This window comes from Streptomyces tirandamycinicus (assembly GCF_003097515.1).
GTDB classification, from domain to species: domain Bacteria; phylum Actinomycetota; class Actinomycetes; order Streptomycetales; family Streptomycetaceae; genus Streptomyces; species Streptomyces tirandamycinicus.
In genome coordinates, this window is the sequence record NZ_CP029188.1 from 2,095,135 (window position 1) to 2,108,511 (window position 13,377).

Genomic DNA, 13,377 nt, shown 5'->3' on the forward strand with positions numbered 1-13,377 from the left:
CATACCCCGCCTGGGCCCGGGTAGCCGCGCCGCCATGGCTCCACACACGGCACCACACACCAGACACGCGGTACGCAGACGAAGCCTGCTGCTGGGGACGGCCGGCGCACTCGGTGCGGCCGGCGTCGCGGGCGCGGCGGGCTGCGCACGGGTCCCCTCCGGCGACAGCCTGGCCCGGCTGAGATCCCAGGGCACGGTGCGCCTCGGCATCGCGGGCGAGGTGCCGTACGGCTACATCGACGAGCAGGGCGAGTTCACCGGGGAGGCCCCGGAGCTGGCCAAGGTGGTCTTCAAGCGGCTCGGGATAGCGAACGTGCAGCCCGTGGCGACGGACTTCGCCTCCCTCATACCCGGCCTCAACTCGCAGCAGTTCGACGTCGTTTCCGCCGGAATGTACATCAACAAGGAGCGCTGCGCGCAGGTCCTCTTCTCCGATCCCGAATACCAGATGCTGGTTTCCTTCATCGTGCCCAAGGGCAACCCGAAGGATCTGCGCAGTCTGCAGGACGTCGTAAGGGCCAGGGCGAGGTTCGCCACCGGCTCGGGCTACGCAGAGATCGGCTACGCCGTGGCGGCCGGATACCCCGAGAAGGACATCGTCATCCTCCAGGACCAGGTGGCGGGGCTGAACGCGGTCGAGTCCGGGCGGGTCGACGTCTTCGCCGGGACCGCCCTGACCACCCGGGAAGTGGTCCGCAAGAGCAGGAAGGCCGAGGCGACGAAGCCGTTCGCGGCGATCGTCGACGGCGAGGAGGAGATCGCCGGCGGAGGGTTCGCCTTCCGGCGGACCGACGCCGAGCTGCGGGACGCCTTCAACGCCGAGATCCACAAGATGAAGAGGAGCGGCGAGCTCTTCCGCATCCTGAGCCGGTTCGGCTTCACCGAGTCCGAGATGACCGAGCTCACGGCGAAGGAGCTGTGCCGATGACGTCCGGACTCTGGCAGAACTGGGTGCTCCCGGGCATCTGGATCACCGTCCAGCTCACCCTGTACAGCGCCGCGCTGGCCACCGCCGTGGCGTTCGGCGTCGGCATGGCCAGAACGCATCGCTCGAAGGCCGTCCGCTTCCTCGCGGCCTTCTACACCGAGGTGTTCCGCGGGACGTCGGCGCTGGTGCTGATGTTCTGGCTGTTCTTCGTCCTGCCGCCGCTGCTGGGCTGGCAGCTGGTGCCCATGTGGGCGGCGGTACTCGCGCTCGGCCTGTCCTACGGCGCGTACGGCGCGGAGATCGTGCGCGGCGCGCTGAACGCCGTCGCGCCGGCCCAGCGGGAGGCCGGTGTCGCGCTCAGCTTCACGCCCTGGCAGCGGATGCGGCTGATCCTGCTGCCGCAGGCCGTGCCCGAGACGATCCCGTCCTTCTGCAACCTGGCGGTCGAGCTGCTGAAGGGCACCGCGCTGGTGTCGCTGCTCGGTGTGGGCGACGTGTCGTTCGCGGCGTACCTGGTGCGGCTGGCGACCCAGGAGAGCGCCCAGATCTACACCGTCACGCTGGTGATCTACTTCGTGCTCGCGTTCCTCATCACCCGCTCGATGAAGGCCCTGGAACGGAAGACCAAGGCGAACCTGGGGGTGGTGGTCAAGTGACCTGGGACTGGTCCGCGGTCGCGGACTTCATGCCGCGCTTCTGGGACGGCGTGCTCGTCACGCTGCAGATCCTGGTGCTGGGCTCGCTGCTGTCCTTCACGCTCGGCCTGGTCTGGGCGCTGGGGCTGCGCTCCGGCCTGCGCTACGTGCGCTGGCCCGTGGGACTCGTCACCGAGTTCATCCGCAACACCCCGCTGCTGGTGCAGCTGTTCTTCCTGTTCTTCGTGCTGCCGGAGTGGGGGGTGCAGTTCTCCGCCCTCACCACCGGCACCATCGCCATCGGGCTGCACTACTCGACCTACACCGCGCAGGTCTACCGGGCCGGCATCGACGCCGTGCCCGCCGGGCAGTGGGAGGCGGCGACGGCTCTGAGCCTGCCCGCCCACCGGACCTGGACCGCCGTGATCCTGCCGCAGGCGGTCCGCCGGATCGCCCCCGCCCTCGGCAACTACGTCATCGCGATGCTCAAGGACACCCCGCTGCTGGCCGGTATCGGCGTGCTGGAGATGCTCCAGCAGTCCCGGCTGGAGAGCGCGGCGACCTTCCAGTACACGGAGCCGCTGACGGTCGTCGGCATCGCCTTCATCCTCATCGCCTACCCGGCTTCCCTGCTCGTACGGACCCTGGAGCGCCGCCTTGCCCGCTGAAACCGACCCCGCCCCGCAGAACGACGAGCTCATCCGCTTCACGAACGTCACCAAGCGCTTCGGGGACAACACCGTCCTGGACGACCTGTGCTTCTCGGTCAGCCCGGGCAAGCACGTCACGCTGATCGGGCCCTCCGGGTCCGGGAAGACGACCATCCTGCGGCTGCTGATGACGCTGACGCGGCCCGACTCGGGCACGATCGACGTCGACGGCGCCCGGCTGTTCCCGGCCGACGAGAGACAGCGCAGAGAGGTCCGCAAGAAGATCGGCATGGTCTTCCAGCAGTTCAACCTCTTCCCCAACATGACCGTGCTGCGGAACATCACCGAGGCTCCGGTGCGGGTGCTCGGGCTGTCCAAGGACGAGGCGGAGGAGCGCGCCCGCGGGCTGCTGGACCTGGTCGGCCTCGCCGACCGCGCCGGCGCGCGGCCCTCCCAGCTGTCGGGCGGCCAGCAGCAGCGGGTGGCCATCGCACGGGCGCTCGCCATGCGGCCGCAGGTGCTGCTGCTGGACGAGGTGACCTCGGCGCTCGACCCGGAGCTGGTCGCGGGAGTGCTCGACGTCCTCCGGGACATCGCCCGCACCACCGACATCACGATGCTCTGTGTGACGCACGAGATGAACTTCGCCCGGGACATCTCCGACGAGGTCCTGATGTTCGACTCCGGGAAGGTCATCGAGTCCGGGCCGCCGGAGAAGATGTTCTCCGAGCCCGAGCACGACCGTACTCGCGAGTTCCTCGGGGCGGTGCTCTGACCTCTCGTTCCAGGCCCCACCTATGACAACGGCATATGCCGATGTCGTGCGCCCCAGGATATGAGCCTGGGGCGCACACATTTCTCGCCAACGGCCGCCCACTGAACGGTTCTTGGCGGCTATCGTGGTACGGAAGCTTGCGGTCACAACCTGGTAGGGGGAAACCGTGGCGCTGAAGCCCGAGCCGACCGCGCCGTTCCACTCGGTGCAGTACGCCCTGCGTGTCCTGGAGACGGTCTCCCGGCACGGCAGAGGGGTGACCGACGTCCAGATCGCCCGCGAGACCGGGCTGCCGACCGCCCATCTGGCGTCCCTGCTGCTGATGCTGCGTCGCGAGGGCTATGTGGAGCAGGTGGCCGACGGGGCGTATGTGACCGGCGACTCCCTGGTCCTGCTGGGTTCCGGCGCCACCCGGCGCGAGGCCCTGGAGCGCAAGCTCCAGGACACCCTCGGCGAGCTGCGCGACTCGGTCGGCGCGGCCGTCTACATCAGCCGCTACATCGACGGCGAGGTCAAGATCACCCAGTTCGCGGACGGCCCCCGCACCCCCAAGGTCAACGAGTGGGTCGACTTCCGCTCGGCGGCGCACGCCAGCGCGGTCGGCAAGTGCCTGCTGACCCAGCTCGACCAGAACGGCCGCCGCGACCACCTCGCCCGGCACAAGATCGCCCGGCTCACCTCCCGGACGATCACCAACGAGAAGATCCTCTTCTCGAAACTGGACGCCCAGCCGCCCACGGTCCCGGTGCTGGACCTCCAGGAGTACGCGGTGGGCACGGTCTGCGCGGCCGTACCGCTGACGGCCGGCTCCGCCGTGGGATGCCTGGCGCTCTCGCTGCCCATCGAGCATGCCCACCGGCTGCGCGCCGCGGCGGACACCCTGAACCGCCGGGCGGCCCCGGTGGTGCTGTCGCTGGCCCTGTGACCGGCCGAGTCGGCGGCCCCGCGGGCCGGGGAGAGCCGGCGACCACCGGCGCCGGGCGGTCGGGAGCACTGTCGGGAGCACCCCCTGGGACCAGGTAGTATTAACTCCGTCGTCAGCCGCCGAGAGCGGCGGGAACGGCAGCCCGCGCCGCTAGCTCAGTTGGTTAGAGCAGCTGACTCTTAATCAGCGGGTCCGGGGTTCGAGTCCCTGGCGGCGCACCACCCCCGAGGGGCCCTCGCAACTGCGAGGGCCCCTCGGCTCGTTCCGGCCCGTTCCGGCCGTTTCCCGGCCTGGCACGCGCTGCGCACCTCGGCTTCGGCGGCCGGCACGGAGTCGGCATGGAGCGGTCACGACGTACGCCCGGCCGGGGCACGCCGGGCGGATGCGAGGCGGCCGCCCGCTACCCGTCTGCGCCCCGATCCCCACCCCGATCTGCGGCCCGGTGACGGCTCCCCCGGGGTGCCGGGAGCAGGAAGAGCCTTGCCGCCGTGACCTTCATCACATTCGCCGGGCGTCAGAAGTGGACGTCCGAGCAGGCGTAGAAGGCGTTCGGGGTGTCGGCGATCGTCCACACCGCCAGGATCAGATGGCGGCCCGTCTTCGACGGCAGGGTTCCCGAGTGGCTGAGCGTCCCCGGGGGCCGCTGGCCGTGGTAGGGCACGGTCAGGAAGGGCTGCGCATCGAGCGCGGCCCGGGTGAGCGGCCGGCCGGGGTTCCAGCCGTCCCTGGTGATGTAGTACGTGAAGTCGGTGGTGGCGTGAGGGGCGGTGAACCGCCACCGGAAGGTGTGGTTCTGTCCCGAGGAGAGCCTGGTGGTGGGCCAGGCCCCGCCGCGCGGGTCGTCGAGCTGCGCGAAGCGGCTGTTGCCGCCTGCGCAGATCCTCCCGTCCGCGGGACCAGCGGCGGGGAAGCCCTTGGGCCCCTCGACGCTCTGGGGCTCCCACCGGATCTCACCGCAGTCGGCCACGGTGCCGTCGGCACAGAGTCTCTGACGGCTGATCGGGGAGTCGGTGTACCCGTGGCTCCCGGCGGTACCCGCGGTGGCGAGCAGGGCGGTCCCCGCCACCGCGAGCCCGGTCAGGGCCGCGCCTATTCGATGTCGCATGCTGTCGCTCCTGGAGAACGTGGGGGAGTTCTGTGAGCCGTGCTGCGCTTGTGCGGTAGTGCGGATTCCGGTCTAGACCAAGTCACAGAGTATGGACGCAACATGAACATGTCCAGACCAATCAGGGGGTCTCCGCACCGCCCGTCCTCGCCGTGCAGAACGCCACGGTCAGATCCCGGACGAGGGCCTTGCGCTCGTAGTCGTCGAACTCCACCAGCCCGCGCATCGTGAGCCGTTGCACCGTGTCGTCCACGGCGTCGACCACCGAGCCGAGCACGGTGTCGCGGCGCTCGGCCTCCAGGGCCGCGACCCGGCGGCGCCGCATCGCCGCGGCCACCTCGGGTGCATACTCGATCCGCGTCGGCTGTGCCGAGAAGACGTCGATCCCGAGCGGTGCGCACTCCGCCGCGAGCGTCTTGGTCAGGGCGTCGCCGACGGCCTCGGCATTGCGGAGCGTCGGACGCAGTTCGAGCGCGGGGCCGCCGCCCGCGGGCGGAGCCGAGGCGTCGGCCGGAAGCCGGGACAGCACACGGGCCAGGGCCGCCTCCACCTGCTCCCTCAGATACGACTCGTGGTTCGCGAGGCCGAGCACGGCCCGGGCGGTGTCCCTGACCCGCCACACCACGAGGACCACCGCCTCGAGCGCGGTCCCGTCGGCGTCGACCGACGGCATGGGGTCGCTGCGCCAGTGCCGAAGCCGCACGTCCACCCGTCGGCGCAGCAGCAGCGGACTCACCCACAGCAGACCGCTGCGGCGGACGGTGCCGCGGTACTCGCCGTACAGCGTCAGCACCCAGGCGTGGCCCACCCGGCCGCGGGCGAGCCCGCCGAGCGTGAACAGCGCGACGGTGAGGGACACCGCCAGCAGGGCCCAGTGCACGAACCCGAGTCCCGCGTAGGGCCGTTCGCCCAGGCCGAAGAACGCCGTCACCTCGGGCGGGAAGGCCCCCGCCCAGTGCAGCACGGCCGCGCAGCCGACAAGGGAGAGAGCCCCGGCGAGCAGGGCCGCCCAGCCGGGCAGAACCGGGCCGGGCCGCTCCGTCAGCTTGGGGTCGGGCGGGGGCGCGGCCCTTCGGCCGGACGGGCCGGCGTTCGGCGTGGAGCGGCGTCCGGCGGGGAGTGCCAGCGGGGGCATGGCGATGGTGTCCGGGCCTCCGTCACGGTCGGCGTCCTTGGTCAGCCGGGCCACGCCCGAGCCGCTCCGGCCGTCCTTGGGCCACGCGGCACCCTCGGGGCCCTCGGGAGCGGACGTCCCGTGCGACGGGCGGGCGGCGCCCGTGCCCTCGGCCGCGTCCTTCCGCCTGCCCGCGTCGGACTTCTCCCCCGGGCCCCCGGTGCCCGCACCGGAGGACGCGACGGCGTCCCGGTAGAGCAGATGGACGGGAATGGCTCCGGTGGTCTCGGTGCCGATGACGACCGTACGGCGACCGCCCGCGCCGCTGAACTGCCGCTCGAAACGCTCGGCCTCGGCCTCGGGTGCGGGTGCGGGTGCGGGTGCGGGCTCCGGCGCGGGTGCGGGCTCCGGCGCGGGTGCGCTGCCGGGTACGCCGCCCCCCTTCGCCCCGCCGGCAGCGGACGGGGCGCCGGGCTGGGCGCCGGCGGCGGTGAGGCCGGGCGAAGCGGGAGCTGCCGCGGTGGGAACGGCCCCGTCGGGAACGCTCGCGGTGGGAGCGGGCCCGGCTGAGTCGGCAGCCCCGGCTGTGACGACGGGCACGGCCGAGTGGCGGGACCCAGACGAGTGGAGGGACCCGGACGAGTGGAGGGGCCCGGACGAGTCGCCAGTCCCGGAATCCGTCCCGGACCCGCTGTCGGCAGGGGCCTCCTGGGAAGGGGCGGGCAGTCCGCCTTCCGCGGTCGCGCCGCGCCCGGTGCCGCCGTACGGGCCGGAGCGGGCGTGCGCGTCACGGGCGGTGTGCGGGCCGGAGGTGCCGGGCGCGTCGCCGGTGCCGGGCCGGTCGGGAACGCCGGGCGCGTCGCCGGTGCCGGGCCGGTCGGGAGCGCCGAACGCGCTGAGGACGCCGTGCGGATCACGAGCGCCGTGCGTATCGCGGGTGGCCGGCGGGTCGAGGGCGGCGCCGGACGTGGCGGACACCTGCGGGTCCGGGGGCACCTCGGGCCCGGGCGTACCGGCGGCCGTACTGCCCGCGACCGGGAGGCCCGCGCTGTGGACCGCGGCCGGAGCGGAGGTCAGCCGGCCGAGCGGGAGGGGAGAACCCGGTGGGTCCTCGGAGTAGGGGGTTGTCGGGGTCACCGCGGTCGCCTCCTCGCGGGGTCGGTGCACATCGGACTGGTGGATCATGAGAAGAGCCGCCGCCAGGTCTCGGGGCCGGGGTAGCCGTCGGCGCCCGCGCCGCGCCAGCCCTGGGCGCGCTGGAACGCCTCGACGCTGCGGCGGTCCGCGTCGCCCCAGCGCGGACCGGGGCGGGGGGAGTAGTGCCGGCCGAAGCCCCGCTTCACCAGCTGACGGCGGAGCGTGTCCACATGACCGCCGGAGCTGCCGGGACGGAAGTGGCCGTGGCCCGGGAAGGCCGGTGCGGTGGCGGCAACGGCCGGGGGTGCCGCCTTCCGCGGAGCGGTTGTTGCCGGGGGTGCCGCCTTCCGCGCAGCGGCCGTTGCCGGGGGTGCCGCCTTCCGCGCAGCGGCCGTTGCCGGGGGTGCGGTACCGGGCCGGGCGGGAACGCCCGCCGGCGGCGCCGCCTTCCGGGGCCCGGTCGGAACCGGTTGCGCCGCGGGACCGGTTCCTGCCGGAGGTGCGGCACCATGAGCGGTCCCGGCCGGAGGGGCCGGGACCGCCTTCCTGCCCGTGCCGTTCACCAGGAGGCTCCAGGTGTCCGGGCCGGGCACACCGTCCGCCTCGGCGCCCGCCCAGCCCTGGGCGCGCTGGAACGCCTGGGTCGCCTGCCGGTGCGCCTCCCCCCAGCGCGACCCCGGACCGGCGGTGCCGCCGATGTCGAATCCGTAGCCCGCCAGCAGTCTGCCGAGCAGGGCGACGTACGCGTTGTCCTCACCGGGCCCGAAGACCCCGGCGCCCGGGAACCCGTTCCCCTCGTCTCCGCCGAGCTGCCCGCCCGCGGTGTCCACGCCCTTCAGCGCCTTGTAGCGGTAGGCCTGGTACTGGCTGGAGTTGTTCCAGTAGGCCATGGGCGTGGTCTGCCTGCGGGTGTGCGGTTTGGCCTGCTCGTACGCGACGTACTTGGTGTGCGTGCCGTCCGCCCAGCCTCCGAAGATCGTCACATGGGAGCCCTGGGACGGGTCGTCCGGGTTGTGGAAGAGCAGGATGTCGCCGGGTTTCAGGTCCTTGCGCTCGATGCGCGTCCCGAACTCGGCCAGGCTGCCGGTCCATTCGTTGCCCGGGAGGTGCCAGGCCATGGAGACGTAGCCCGAGCAGTCCTGCCGGTAGCCGTCCGCCCAGTACCTGCTCATGGAGTACGGGACCTTGGCGTTCACCCAGCGCTTCGCCCGGTTCATGATGTCGGCACGGGCCATCGTGCGCAGACCGGCGGTTCCGGCGGGCCCGGCGACGGGCCCGCCGTGCAGCGGTCCCTGGCCGCCCTGCGGGGTCTCCGGATCGGGTCCCGGCGTACGCCGGGAGACGGCCGGACCGCCGGTCCGGAGACGGACCGCAGCAGGGCGGTCCGCCCCGGCGGGGCGCACTCGTGCGCGGTCCGTACGGGCAGGTACCGTCCGCGCCCGCGCCGCGGTGGATGCCCGGGCCTGCTCGGGCCGGTCCTGCTTCCCGGCCGGGCGCCCGCCCGGGCCGACGGCGGCCGGTCCTGCGCACGGGCGTGCGCCCCGCCCGCCGTGCCGGACGGCCGGGCGCGCGGCGGCGCGGCCCGGGGTGCCGCCGCCTCCGGGTCGGGTGGCGGGGAGTGCCCTGCTCCGGGAGCGGCAAGGGCCCCCGAGCCCCCGCCGCTCAGTACCGCTCCCGCGGCGGTGACCAGCACGAGCGCGCGGCGGGCACCCCGCGCGGCCGGGTGGCCCCCGGCGCGTACCGGCAGGGCCCGGGCCCGTTCCCGCCGCTGCCGGGCACAGCCGGGGCAGACGCAGTCACCGGCCGGCTCGTACTCCTCGAAGACCGGAACGGTCATCCCGTACCCCTCCAGATCCGCCGCTCTCTTCCGTCATGACAAATCGCATTTTGACGGAACAAAGAGAAAAAACGACCATCCGACAGGCCGGAACGCGCAAGGAAATGGTCGGGAGCATTCCCCGGGGTCCGGTAGAGTTCTCCGGGTCAGCAGGCGCCGCTAGCTCAGTTGGTTAGAGCAGCTGACTCTTAATCAGCGGGTCCGGGGTTCGAGTCCCTGGCGGCGCACCAGCGATCAGTCCGCTGACCTGGGCGTCCTCGGTTTCCGAGGACGCCCTTTCGCATGCGCGCGGAACCCTCGGGAAGCACCGGCCCGCGAGCGCCCGAGGGGCGGGGACGGCCCACGGCGTGCGGACGGGAGGGGCACGTCCGGCCGCGGCATGGACCCCCGGCACAGGCAGGGCAGGGCAGGCGCGGACGCACCCGGCGAGCTCACCGCCACAGCCGCTGGTACCAGCACCGGAGCACCGCCAGTGGCACCGGCACCGGCACCGGCACCGGCACCGGAGCGAACCCGCGTACCGGCACCGGCACCGGAGCGGACCCGCGTACCGGCACCGGCACCGGAGCGAACCCGCGTACCGGCACCGGCCGAACGGCGGAACCCGCGGTCACCGCTCGCTCAGGGTCCGCAGCCACCCGATGACGGCGTTCACCGTCTGGTAGTCGAGCTCGGCGATCCGGGCCACGGCACGGATGTCGGTCAGCCGCACGGGGAGGCAAGCCGCGTCCAGCGCACAGTGCAGCATCACCTGGTGCGCCTGTGTCGCCGGCAGGTCCTCCTCCACCCGCAGGCCGGGGCTCAGACAGGCGGAGATGGGCAGCGGCGGTGTCGGGAACAGCGGATGATCCACGCTCATGGTCGGATGGCCCTCTCGTTCGGGTCCGGAGCCCCGGTGGTGGGGACCGGGTGCGGCGCCGCCTGCCCGCGGAGAGACCCCCGGATGCCCGCCCGCCGCATCAGCAGCTGCACCGTCCCGCGGCTGACCGCGATGCCGTGGCGCGAGGTCAGTTCCTCGTGGATGCGGCGGTATCCATAGGTGCCGTTCGACGCGGCATGGACGGCGGTGATGACGTCGGTGAGCCAGGAGTGGCGGACGGACCGCGCGGAGGGCGGCCGGGAGCGCCAGGCGAAGTACCCGGACTCGGTCACCCCCAGGACGCTCGCGGCGATCCGCACGGGCAGGCCCTCCTGGGCCATCACGCGTACTGCCGCGAACCGTCTTTTGGGGACAGGCCGTCCCGGAGCAACTCGCTCGCGCGCCGGAGGACGGCGACTTCGGCCTCCAGTTCCGCGATGCGTCTGCGTGCGGAACCGAGTTCGGTCCCGGCGTCGGGCAGGTACCGCTGGTGCCGCGCCGGCGGCAGGTACCTGCGCCGCCACTGGTAGAGCGTCCGCTCACTGAGGCCGAGGTCGACCGCGACCTTCTTCACGGGCTCGCCCTCGGCCAGCAGGTCGAGCGCCTGACGGCGCACCTCGGGTGGGTGACTCATCGGTGGTGGTCCTCCGGAGGACTGGGGACGGGCCCGCCCGCCGGCCCCGGGGCGGCTGCCCGGGCCGGCAGGCGGTGGTTCGGGTGCGGTGCGGTGCGGCGTCGGCCACGGCCCGGTCGCGGCGCCCGCACCGGACGCCGCTCCCCGACGGGCGAACCGCGCCCCACACGAGCTAGTCGATGTGGCGCCGCAGGGTGACGGTGGGCCGGAAGTCCCGCAGCGGGTCGACGGACTCGCCGCGCGGCGCGGTGGCGACCGCTTCCCTCAGCAGGGTCACCACCTCGGCGGCGAGGGAGTCGGTGCGGGCCCTGACGGTGCTGATCGGCTCCCGGCTGCGCTCCAGTTCGCCCAGCCGCCTTTCGAGTCGCGCGAGTTCGTCCCTGACGGGGCGGCTCAGCGTGAACGAGTACGGGGTGGAGACGATGAACTGGTAGGCGCCGGCGAAGGTCTGGCAGCCCTCGCAGTGGTCGTTGACCGCGCGGCTGGAGTTCGCGGCGTTGAGGCGGGCGACCGTGCCGGTGACGGTGACGACCTGGAAGGAGAGGGCGACCGAGCGGCACGGCCTGTCGAGCGAGCAGCCCGCGGACCGGGCGAACGCCCTGTTGCGCGCACCGACGCCGAGGCGTGCCCCGAGTTCACGGACCGCGAACTCGGCGTCGTGGTCGACGCGATGGCGTGGGCCGGCGGTCGCGCGCGCCTCGTCCACCACGATGCCGACGTAGCGGTTGCCGGTGGACGCGGACGATGCCGCTCCCGCAGGGCTCGCCGTGGCGAAGCCGGCCGTACAGGCGGCGACGAGCATGCCGAGCCGTGCGACTCTGCGGCCGCTGTGGCCCTGGCGTGGTTTGCGGTGCGTCACTGTGTGCTCCTTTGCTGAGTACGGGAATCGGGGGTCGGGGCGGGCGGGGCCTACGGGTCCTCCGTCGCGCTCTGCGACTCCGAGGGCGTCTGCGAGGGCGAGGGGGATCCGGACGGTGTCGGGGTCGGCGTCGGTGATGCGCTGGGGCCGGGACCGGCCGACGGTGACCCCGAGGTCCTGCTCGGGCTCGGTGTCGGGCTCGGTGCCGGGCTCGGTGCGCCGGTCGTCGGCACGTTCCCCGCGGGGGTCGCGGAGGGCGGGGCACCGGCGGTGGGCGTGGCGAGAGCTCCGGCGCCGGGAACCGCCGTGGGTGCGGTGGTCTTCGGCGGCGGGCTGTCCAGGGCGACCGGGTCCGGCGTGGCGCGGGTGGGGGGCTCCTCCGCCGGGGCCGCCGCCGTGGGGCGGACCGTGGGAACGCCGGGCTGGAGGATCGGGGCGATGGGCGGCTGCCGCGGCAGCGGTTGCGGGGTCATGCCGGTGAGCCAGGCCGCACACAGCGCGCCCGCTGCGGCCAGCACCCCGCCGCATACGGCCACCCGCAGCCGGGTGTTGCCCTCGGTGGCACGGGCGGTGGCCTTCATCAGCCGCCCCACCACGCGTACGGCGAGGTACGCGGCGCCGGCCAGGGGGCAGACGAGCATGAAGCTCCCGACGACCCCGACCAGGCCGGCGGTGATCTCGCCCTCGGCGAAGGCCGACCAGGTACCCGCCACCTGCTCCGCCAGTGAGCGCAGGCTGGTGCCGAGCAGGCGGGGCAGGTTCCACAGGACGTAGCCGAGCTCGGCGGCGATCAGCGGCACCATGGTCACGACCCAGCCGGTGACCATGATCCGCGCGGGGCGCCTGAGCCCGGCCACCTCCGGCGGCAGCGGACGGCCCGGCAGCATGGATCGCAGGATGGGCTTGATCTTCCCGAAGAGGTCGGGGATCCCCGCGAGGTCTCCGAGGATGTAGTAGCCGTCCAGCCGTACCACCGGCAGCAGTTGTTCGAGGATCTCGAAGTGCACGAGGTAGATCGCGGCGAGGAAGAGCGGCTGGCCCGTGAGGACGTACCCCAGGGCGAGACCCAGCACGAAGACGATGTTGAAGTAGATGCCGCCCAGGTCGGTCCGGATCCGGCCGGCCCGCCCGATGCGGTAGACGTCGGTGACCTCGGTGTACATCGAAGGCCAGATCAGGAAGAGGCCGCATCCGATGCTTCCCGGTCGCGCGCCGCCGTACCGGCACGCCGACGCGTGCCCGAACTCGTGGAAGACCAGCGAGGCCACGATGAGCACGAAGACGGCGAGCATCAGCACCGGTTGCTCCAGCACCTGGAGCACCGGGCCGATCGCTCCGTGCACGGCGAAGAGCCAGATGTCCACGCCGAGCGCGGCGATGAGCACCAGGACCACGACCGGAGGCCGGTGCAGCCAGGCGAGCGCCTTCGCGATACGGGCCACCTGCCGCTCATGGAAGATCACCCGATGGCCCTTGAGGACCAGCAGGAGGTCGGTGGTGGGGCCGGCGACCCGGTCGTCCTCCTGCCCGAAGGGGACGGTGATGCCGAGCGGTTCGAGCTTCTGCTCGATGAGGTACTCGACGTTGTCGGCACTGACCTCGCGGCCGTAGCGTCCGCTCACCCGGTGCGAGACGGTCTCGGTGTTCCGTGCGCCGTCGATGGCCTCGGCCACCAGGTAGAGCAGCCGGGAGAGTTGCACCACCTGTCCGTCCCCGCGGCGGACCAGGTACTTGCGCTCCGTGAAGCCGGATCCCTGGTACTCGCCGAGGAACTGGAGTCCCGCGCCGAGGCGCGGGACGGGGAACAGCGTCTCCGTGTGTTCGTACGGGTATGGCGTGTCGCCCGTGTCGCAGGCCGCCGCCCCCACGGGACCGGGGTGGACCTTCTGGCTCTTGGTCACCGTCCTGCACTTCCTCCC

The 13,377-nt window shown here is 73.0% G+C and carries 13 protein-coding genes and 2 tRNA genes; 7 read left to right on the top strand and 8 right to left on the bottom strand.

The window, feature by feature from the left end:
- Positions 1-34 precede the first annotated feature (34 nt).
- The 6 genes from ehuB to DDW44_RS09240 all read left to right on the top strand — a co-directional run bounded on the left by ehuB (position 35) and on the right by DDW44_RS09240 (position 4,134).
- Positions 35-928 (top strand): ectoine/hydroxyectoine ABC transporter substrate-binding protein EhuB, encoded by an 894-nt coding sequence (ehuB, locus tag DDW44_RS09215; RefSeq protein WP_167455483.1) that lies wholly within the window; start codon positions 35-37, stop codon positions 926-928.
- Entirely contained in the window at positions 925-1,584 is a 660-nt protein-coding gene (ehuC, locus tag DDW44_RS09220) for an ectoine/hydroxyectoine ABC transporter permease subunit EhuC (protein ID WP_108906126.1), read from the top strand. Before ehuB ends, ehuC begins: the two co-directional genes overlap by 4 nt.
- On the top strand, positions 1,581-2,231 hold the full coding sequence (gene ehuD, locus DDW44_RS09225; protein ID WP_017949819.1) for an ectoine/hydroxyectoine ABC transporter permease subunit EhuD: 651 nt from the start codon (positions 1,581-1,583) through the stop codon (positions 2,229-2,231). Before ehuC ends, ehuD begins: the two co-directional genes overlap by 4 nt.
- Complete coding sequence (locus DDW44_RS09230; protein ID WP_017949820.1) at positions 2,221-2,988, top strand: amino acid ABC transporter ATP-binding protein; 768 nt, start codon at positions 2,221-2,223, stop codon at positions 2,986-2,988. Before ehuD ends, DDW44_RS09230 begins: the two co-directional genes overlap by 11 nt.
- A 166-nt stretch (positions 2,989-3,154) precedes the next feature.
- Positions 3,155-3,913, top strand: coding sequence for an IclR family transcriptional regulator (locus DDW44_RS09235; RefSeq protein ID WP_018890154.1), 759 nt, complete (start codon positions 3,155-3,157; stop codon positions 3,911-3,913).
- A gap of 144 nt (positions 3,914-4,057) precedes the next feature.
- Positions 4,058-4,134 (top strand) — tRNA-Lys (locus DDW44_RS09240).
- A gap of 293 nt (positions 4,135-4,427) precedes the next feature.
- Here the strand turns inward: DDW44_RS09240 and DDW44_RS09245 are convergent.
- From DDW44_RS09245 to DDW44_RS09255, 3 genes are all read right to left on the bottom strand, one after another.
- A complete protein-coding gene (locus tag DDW44_RS09245; RefSeq protein ID WP_026165571.1) occupies positions 4,428-5,018 on the bottom strand; it encodes a lytic polysaccharide monooxygenase auxiliary activity family 9 protein in 591 nt (196 codons plus the stop codon).
- A gap of 121 nt (positions 5,019-5,139) precedes the next feature.
- Positions 5,140-7,317: an SPFH domain-containing protein gene (locus DDW44_RS09250; protein WP_208647949.1), complete on the bottom strand. Its 2,178-nt coding sequence runs from the start codon at positions 7,315-7,317 to the stop codon at positions 5,140-5,142.
- The gene (locus DDW44_RS09255; RefSeq protein WP_108906127.1) at positions 7,314-8,672 is read right to left on the bottom strand and encodes a peptidoglycan-binding protein; all 1,359 of its coding nucleotides are present in this window, start codon (positions 8,670-8,672) and stop codon (positions 7,314-7,316) included. The genes DDW44_RS09250 and DDW44_RS09255 overlap by 4 nt, the downstream gene beginning before the upstream one ends.
- Before the next feature lie 587 nt (positions 8,673-9,259).
- Between DDW44_RS09255 and DDW44_RS09265 the strand changes: the two genes are divergently transcribed.
- Positions 9,260-9,336, top strand: a tRNA-Lys gene (locus tag DDW44_RS09265).
- 380 nt (positions 9,337-9,716) lie between these two features.
- Here DDW44_RS09265 and DDW44_RS09275 read toward each other — a convergent pair.
- From DDW44_RS09275 to DDW44_RS09295, 5 genes are all read right to left on the bottom strand, one after another.
- Entirely contained in the window at positions 9,717-9,965 is a 249-nt protein-coding gene (locus DDW44_RS09275) for a hypothetical protein (protein WP_108906128.1), read from the bottom strand.
- Entirely contained in the window at positions 9,962-10,306 is a 345-nt protein-coding gene (locus DDW44_RS09280; RefSeq protein ID WP_108906129.1) for an IS3 family transposase, read from the bottom strand. Before DDW44_RS09280 ends, DDW44_RS09275 begins: the two co-directional genes overlap by 4 nt.
- Positions 10,306-10,599, bottom strand: coding sequence for a helix-turn-helix domain-containing protein (locus tag DDW44_RS09285; protein WP_037735373.1), 294 nt, complete (start codon positions 10,597-10,599; stop codon positions 10,306-10,308). The genes DDW44_RS09280 and DDW44_RS09285 overlap by 1 nt, the downstream gene beginning before the upstream one ends.
- 172 nt (positions 10,600-10,771) lie before the next feature.
- Positions 10,772-11,458, bottom strand: coding sequence for a hypothetical protein (locus tag DDW44_RS09290; protein ID WP_017949828.1), 687 nt, complete (start codon positions 11,456-11,458; stop codon positions 10,772-10,774).
- A gap of 50 nt (positions 11,459-11,508) precedes the next feature.
- Entirely contained in the window at positions 11,509-13,359 is a 1,851-nt protein-coding gene (locus tag DDW44_RS09295) for a M50 family metallopeptidase (protein WP_108906130.1), read from the bottom strand.
- Positions 13,360-13,377 lie beyond the last annotated feature (18 nt).